Source organism: Amycolatopsis rhizosphaerae, assembly GCF_007713715.1.
In the GTDB taxonomy this organism is placed as follows: domain Bacteria; phylum Actinomycetota; class Actinomycetes; order Mycobacteriales; family Pseudonocardiaceae; genus Amycolatopsis_E; species Amycolatopsis_E rhizosphaerae.
Genome location: NZ_VJWX01000379.1, coordinates 1 through 7,111, shown reverse-complemented (window position 1 = coordinate 7,111; position 7,111 = coordinate 1). Strand labels below are relative to the sequence as shown.

Below are 7,111 nucleotides of genomic sequence, written 5' to 3'. Positions count from 1 at the left end.
ACCACGTGCCGCGCACCGACCGTCCCGGCCGCGGTGTCCACGCCGGTCACCTCGGGGGCCGCCGCGCCCAGATCCATCCGCACGCCGAGCACCTCCGTCCCGGTGCGCACCTCGCCGCCCCGGGCGCGGATCGCCGCGACCAGCGGGTCGGCCAGCACCTCGGTCATCCCGCCCCGGAAGGCACCGACCCGGGTGCGGTGGATGCCGGGCAGCGCGGGCACGAGCAGGCCGAAGAAGTTCGCCGCCGAGTACCGGCTGGGCGGCAGGAAGAACACCCCGGCCGAGGCCGGCACCAGCAGGTTCCGGACGGCGGTGTCGGTGACCCGCCACCGGCGGGCGAACGCGGCCAGGGAGAACCGGTCCAGCCCGTCCGGGTCGGCGAGGTACCGGGCGACACCGGCGGTGAGGAACGGCACCAGCGAGGCGAGATCCCACGGGGCGAGCAGGTCCCACGAGACGAGCGGCCCGAGCAGCGTCCTCAGCGGGTTGTACAGCGGCGAGGCCCCCAGCACCGCCCTGGCCCCACTGGGAGTGCGGAACTCCAGCTCGTCCTCCCAGTACACCACCTCGTCCAGGCTCATCCCGGCCCGGCGCAGCAGCCGCGGCAGTTCGGTGCCGCACCCGAGCACGCGGTGCAGGCCGGATTCCACCGGCATCCCCCGCTCCTCCCAGGACGACGTCCGCCCGCCCGCCACGTCCCGGGCCTCCAGCAGCAGCACCTCCCTCCGCTGGCCGGCCAGCTGCAGCGCGCAGGTCAGCCCGGCCAGCCCGGCGCCGACCACCACCGTCTCCACCTCGCTCATGCCGCCGGGGTACCCGGAGCGCCCCACCCGACACGGCGGCACCGATCGCCGGGAAGAATGACGCCGTGCGGATCATCCCCGAATCCCGGCTCGCCGCCCTGCTCTCCGGTCATCCCGGGGTGCCGCGCGTGGTGGCGGGCGGCAACTTCGCGACACCGGCGCGTGCCCTGGCGATCCTCGACGGCGCGCTCGCCGAGTACCGCCTGTTCATGCTCAACGCGCAGCCGGGGATACCGGACCGCGAAGGAGTGGTCCTCGAAACGCCGTTCGTCGGGGCCGGGATGCGGGGCAGGCCCGCCCTGCGGTACTTCCCGTCACGGCTGTCACTGGTGCCCCAGCTCCTGCGCGGGGCGCTGCCGCCCGACATCGTGCTGGTCCACACCTCTCCCGCGGTGGACGGCACGGTGTCGCTCGGCACCGAGGTCAACATCCTGCCCGCCGCGATCGAGGCGGCGCGCGCCCGGGGCGGCCTCGTCATCGCCCAGCTCAACCCGCGCATGCCCTTCACCTATGGCGACGCCGTGCTGTCCTCGCACGAGATCGACTACGCGATCGAGGTGGACGAGCCGCTGCCCAGCCCGGTGCCGCGCCCGTCCGGCGAGGTGTCCCGGGCCATCGGGGCGAGAGTGGCGGAGCTGGTGCCCGACGGGGCCGGCCTGCAGCTGGGCATCGGGGCGGTGCCCGATGCGACCCTGGCCGCGCTCACCGGACGGCGCGGACTGGCGATCTGGTCGGAGATGTTCAGCGACGGGGTGCTGGCGCTGGAGAAGGCGGGCGCGCTCGACCCCGGCCTCCCGGTGACCGCCTCGTTCGTCTTCGGCAGCCCGGAGCTCTACGACTGGGTGGACCGCAACCAGCGGGTCCGCCTGCTGCGCACCGAAAAGACCAACGACCCCGGCCTGATCGCCCGGCAGCCCAGTCTGGTCTCGGTCAACGCGGCGCTGCAGGTCGACCTGTTCGCGCAGGCCAACGCCAGCCGCGTGCACGGCGCGATCTACTCCGGTTTCGGCGGGCAGACCGATTTCGTGGTCGGCGCGCTGCACTCCCCCGGCGGGCGTGCGGTGATCGCGCTGCCGTCCTGGCATGCGAAGGCTGGGGTGTCCACCGTGGTCGGACGGCTGGACGGCCCGGTCACCTCCTTCCAGCACAGCTTCATCGTCAGCGAGCAGGGCACCGCGGCGATCTGGGGACAGGACTCGGCCGCCCAGGCCCAGGAGATCGTCGACCACGTGGCCCATCCCGACGCCCGCGACGCCTTGCGCGAGGAGGGCCGCGCACTCGGTATCCCGCTGCGCTGAGCCCTTCGGCTCGGCGTGGATGAGCGGGGCCTGTTCCTTCGAATGATTCGAAGGAACAGGCCCCGTGCACAACCGGCCCGGCAGCTCCCGTCAGGCGTGGGCGAACTGGGCCGCGTAGAGGCGGTGGTAGGCGCCCCGTGCCTCGAGCAGCTCGTCGTGCGTGCCCTGTTCGACGATGCGCCCCGCCTCCATCACCAGGATCAGATCGGCATCCCGGATGGTGGACAGCCGGTGCGCGATGACGAAACTGGTGCGGGCCGTGCGCAGCGCGGCCATCGCCCGCTGCACCAGGGCTTCGGTGCGGGTGTCGACCGAGCTGGTCGCCTCGTCGAGGATCAGCAGCGACGGTTCGGCCAGAAACGCCCGCGCGATCGTCAGCAGCTGCTTCTCGCCGGCGCTGACGTTGCTGCCTTCCTCGTCGATCACCGTGTCGTAGCCGTCGGGCAGGGTGCGCACGAACCGGTCCACAAAGGCCGCCTTCGCCGCCGCGACCACCTCTTCGTCGGTCGCTCCCGGTTTGCCGTAGGCGATGTTGTCGCGGATCGTGCCGCCGAAGAGCCAGGTGTCCTGCAGCACCATGCCGATCCGCGACCGCAGCTCCTCGCGCCGCATCCGGGTGATGTCCACCCCGTCCAGCATGATCCGGCCCGCGTCCAGCTCGTAGAACCGCATGAGCAGGTTGACCAGGGTGGTCTTCCCGGCACCGGTGGGCCCGACGATCGCGACCGTCCGCCCCGGCTCCGCCACCAGCGACAGGTGCTGGATCAGCGGCCGCTCCGGCCGGTACGAGAAGCTCACGTCCTCGAACTCGACCCGGCCGCGGGACTCGCCGCCGTCGGGCCGCTCGCTGACCTCGACGCCGGGTTCCTCCTCCTCGGCGTCCAGCAGTTCGAAGACCCGCTCGGCCGAGGCGACCCCGGACTGCATCAGGTTCGCCATCGAAGCCACCTGGGTCAGCGGCTGGGTGAACTGGCGCGAGTACTGGATGAACGCCTGCACCTCGCCAAGGCTCATCCCGCCCGAGGTGATGCGCAGCCCGCCGACCACGGCGACCACGACGTAGCTGAGGTTCGACAGGAACATCATCGCCGGCATGATCAACCCGGAGACGAACTGGGCGCCCAGCGCCGCACCGAACAGGTCGTCGTTGCGGCGCCGGAACTCCTCCTCCGACTCGCGCTGCCGCCCGAACACCTTCACCAGCTGATGCCCGGTGAAGGACTCCTCGATCTGCGCGTTCAGCGCACCGGTGTGCTTCCACTGCGCCGCGAACAGTTTCTGCGAGCGCTTCCCGACCTGCCCGGTCACGAGCACCGACAGCGGGATCACCGCCAGCGCGATCAGCGACAGCAACGGTGAAATGGTCAGCATCATCGCCAGCACACCGACCACCGTCAGCAGGGAGGTGAGCAGCTGGCCCAGTGTCTGCTGCACGGTGGTGGAGATGTTGTCGATGTCGTTGGTGACCCGGGAAAGCAGCTCACCGCGAGGCTGTCCGTCGAAGTAGCGCAACGGAAGCCGGTGCAGTTTCTCCTCCACCTCGGCCCGCAACCGGAACACCACCCGCTGCACCACACCGTTGAGCAGCATTCCCTGCAGCCAGCCGAACAGCGACGCCACCACGTACAGGCCGATCGCCCAGCCGAGCACCGTGGCCAGCGCGCCGAAATCGATGCCCGCCCCCGGCAGGTGCCGCATCCGGCCGAGCACTCCGGTGAAGATGATGTCGGTGACATGCCCGAGCAGTTTCGGCGCCGCCACCGTGCAGGCGACACTGATCACACCCAGCGCGACCACCGCCGCGAACCTGGCGCGTTCCGGCCGCAGCCGCGCCGCCAGCCGCTTCGCCGAGGGCCCGAAGCTCTTCGCCTTGCTCACCGGCATACCCATCCCGGGCATGCGCCCCAGCGGCGACGCCTGCGGCCGCGGGGCCGTCGTCGTCGTACTCACGCGGCCTCCTGTGTCTTGCGGGACACCCGCACCCGGTCGGCCCACGCGAACAGGGCTCCGCCATCGTCGTTCACGCGGCCTCCTGTGTCTTGCGGGACACCCGCACCCGGTCGGCCCACGCGAACAGGGCTCCGCCATCGTCGTTCACGCGGCCTCCTGAATGGACATCTGCGATTCCACGATCTCTCTATACGTAGGGCAATCGGCGAGCAAGGAGGTGTGCGTACCGATGCCGGTGACGGCACCGTCGTCCAGCACGATGATCTGGTCGGCGTCGAGGATCGTGGACACCCGCTGGGCGACCACGATCACCGCCGCGTCCCGGGTGTGCGGCCGCAGCGCCTCACGCAGCGCCGCGTCGGTGGCCAGGTCGAGCGCGGAGAACGAGTCGTCGAACAGGTAGATCTCCGGCCGGCGCACCAAGGCCCGCGCGATCGAAAGCCGCTGCCGCTGCCCGCCCGAAACGTTCGTGCCGCCCTGCGCGATCGGAGCTTCGAGGCCGCCCGGCATCTCTTCCACGAAGTCCCGCGCCTGCGCGACCTCCAGCGCCTCCCACAGTTCTTCGTCGGTGGCGTCCGGATTCCCGTAGCGCAGATTGCTCGCCACGGTGCCGGTGAACAGGTAGGGCCGCTGCGGCACCAGGCCGATCCGGCTCCACAGCAGGTCCGGGTCGAGCTCGCGCACGTCGACGCCGTCGACGAGCACGCTGCCTTCGGTCACGTCGATGAGCCGGGGGATCAGCGACAGCAGAGTGCTCTTGCCCGAACCGGTGCTCCCGATGATCGCGGTGGTCCGGCCCGCCGCGGCGCGGAAGGAAATGCTCTGCAGCACCGGGTCCGCCGCACCCGGGTAGCGGAACCCGACGTCCCGGAACTCCAGTTCGGCCTGCGCACGTAACTCCCGCACCGGGGTGACGGGCGGTTTCACCGACGACTCGGTGTCGAGCACCTCCTTGATCCGCTCCGCGCAGACCGCCGCACGCGGGATCATGATCGAGATGAAGGTGGCCATCATCACCGACATCAGGATCTGCAACAGGTAGTTCAGAAAGGCGGTCAGCGCGCCGATCTGCATCTCCCCCGCGTCCACCCGCTTCGCGCCGAACCACAGCACGGCGACGCTGGAGGCGTTCAGGATGAACAGCACGGTCGGGAAGATCAGGGCCTGCCACCGGCCCACCCGGAACGCCGCATCGGTCAGCGACCCGTTGGCTTCGGCGAACCGCCGCGTCTCCGCGGGCTCGCGGACGAAGGCACGGACCACCCGGATCCCCGACAGCTGCTCCCGCAGCACGCGGTTGACCTGGTCGATCCTTTCCTGCATCCGCCGGAACTGCGGCACCATCCGCGACACGATCGCCCCGATCGCGATCAGCAGCGCCGGCACGCAGACCAGCAGCAGCCACGACAGGCCGACGTCCTCCTTCAGTGCCAGGATGATGCCCGCCACGCACATGATCGGCGCGGCGACGAGCATGGTGCAGACCATCACCACCAGCAGCTGCACCTGCTGCACGTCGTTGGTGGTGCGCGTGATCAGCGACGGAGCGCCGAACCGGCCGACCTCGCGGGCGGAGAAGTCGCCCACCCGGTGGAAGACGGCGGCCCGCACGTCCCGGCCGAACCCCATCGCGGCCCGGGCTCCGAAGTAGACGGCACCGACCGAACACACGATCTGCAGCAGGGTGACGGCGAGCATCCAGCCGCCGGTGGAGAGGATGTAACCGGTGTCCCCGCGCACGACGCCGAGGTCGATGATGTCGGCGTTGAGGCTCGGCAGGTACAGCGAAGCGACCGTACCGATGAGCTGCAGCACCACCACGGCGGTCAGCTCGCCCCGGTACGGGCGCAGATGGGTCATCAGCAGACGGCTGAGCAAGAAGCCCCCCCAGACAGTAAGGAAAAGTTAAGATACGACCCGTATCTACGGAGGAGACGCTATACTCCTCCGATAAGAAACGCAACGTCTTTTAAGGAGCCGGGTGACCGAGACCAGGTCCCGCCGCCGGGGTGCCGAGCTCGAACAGGCCATTCTCGACGCGGCCTGGGCGGAGCTGCGCGAAACCGGCTACAACGCGCTCACCATCGAGGCCGTCGCCGCCCGCGCGGGCACCAGCAAGTCGGTGCTCTACCGCCGCTGGGCCGGCCGCGCGGAACTCGTCCTGGCCGCCTGGACCCACCAGGTGCCCCCGCAGCAGGGAGTACCGGACACCGGTGAGCTCCGCGGTGACCTGATCGCGCTGTTCGACCGGATCGCGCGCCGGGTGGACACCATGATGAGCGAGCTGATCGCCGGGGTGATGGGCGAGGCCTTCCGGCATCCCGAGATCCTCGCCGTACTGCACGAGCAGATGAAGAACTCCCCCGTGCGCAAGGCGATGGACACCATCGTCGCGCGCGCGGCCGCACGCGGGGAACTGCCACCGCTGCGGCTCACGCAGCGCGTCGCGCTGCTCCCCCTCGACCTCGTCCGGCAGGAAACGTTCCAGTGCCACTCCCTCGTTTCCCGTGAGACCGCCGCCGAACTCGTCGACGAGGTGTACCTGCCCCTGCTCCGCGGACTGAGCCTGGAGCAAACCGGCACCGTTTGACCGCGGGCAACCACCCCCGTGCGGGCTTGGCAGAATGGGGACATGCCGGCGATCCGCACCGTGACCGAAGCCGACCTGCCCAGCCTGGTCGCCCTCACCGAGGACCGGGGCTGGTTCTATCCGGAACACCGGTGGTCGTTCCTGCTGGGCACGAGCGAAGCGTTCGGAGTGGACGGTGAACACGGGGACCTGGCCGGAGTGGTGCTGCTGACCCGGTACGAACCCAAGCTCGCCGCGATCGGCACCATGCTGGTGCACTCGCGGTACGGGCGCCAGGGTCTGGGCACCGCCCTGATGCGGCACGTGCTGGATCAGGCCGGCGACGCGACGGTGTTCCTGTACGCGACCCCGTACGGCCGGCCCCTGTACGCCCGGCTCGGCTTCCGCACCACCGGCACCGTCTACTCCTACACGGGCCGGTTCGCGCCCGAGGACGTGCCGGCGGGAAGCAGGGTGGCCGGGCCCGGCGA

At 70.5% G+C, this 7,111-nt stretch carries 6 protein-coding genes; 3 read left to right on the top strand and 3 right to left on the bottom strand.

What is annotated here, in order from left to right:
• On the bottom strand, positions 1 to 803 hold an 803-nt coding region (locus FNH05_RS27965; protein ID WP_144591840.1), incomplete at its 3' end, for an FAD-dependent oxidoreductase.
• Between the two features lie 65 nt (positions 804 to 868).
• Here FNH05_RS27965 and FNH05_RS27960 point away from each other — a divergent pair.
• Positions 869 to 2,101: an acetyl-CoA hydrolase/transferase family protein gene (locus tag FNH05_RS27960; RefSeq protein WP_144591839.1), complete on the top strand. Its 1,233-nt coding sequence runs from the start codon at positions 869 to 871 to the stop codon at positions 2,099 to 2,101.
• Between the two features lie 90 nt (positions 2,102 to 2,191).
• Here FNH05_RS27960 and FNH05_RS27955 read toward each other — a convergent pair whose 3' ends face one another.
• Entirely contained in the window at positions 2,192 to 4,000 is a 1,809-nt protein-coding gene (locus FNH05_RS27955; protein WP_144591841.1) for an ABC transporter ATP-binding protein, read from the bottom strand.
• A gap of 195 nt (positions 4,001 to 4,195) precedes the next feature.
• Positions 4,196 to 5,929, bottom strand: coding sequence for an ABC transporter ATP-binding protein (locus FNH05_RS27950; RefSeq protein ID WP_144591838.1), 1,734 nt, complete (start codon positions 5,927 to 5,929; stop codon positions 4,196 to 4,198).
• A 103-nt stretch (positions 5,930 to 6,032) separates the two neighbouring features.
• Between FNH05_RS27950 and FNH05_RS27945 the strand changes: the two genes are divergently transcribed.
• Both FNH05_RS27945 and FNH05_RS27940 read left to right on the top strand, forming a co-directional pair.
• Positions 6,033 to 6,641 (top strand): TetR/AcrR family transcriptional regulator, encoded by a 609-nt coding sequence (locus tag FNH05_RS27945; RefSeq protein ID WP_144591837.1) that lies wholly within the window; start codon positions 6,033 to 6,035, stop codon positions 6,639 to 6,641.
• A 42-nt stretch (positions 6,642 to 6,683) separates the two neighbouring features.
• Positions 6,684 to 7,111 (top strand): GNAT family N-acetyltransferase (locus FNH05_RS27940; RefSeq protein ID WP_144591836.1); only part of this gene is annotated, 428 nt, incomplete at its 3' end.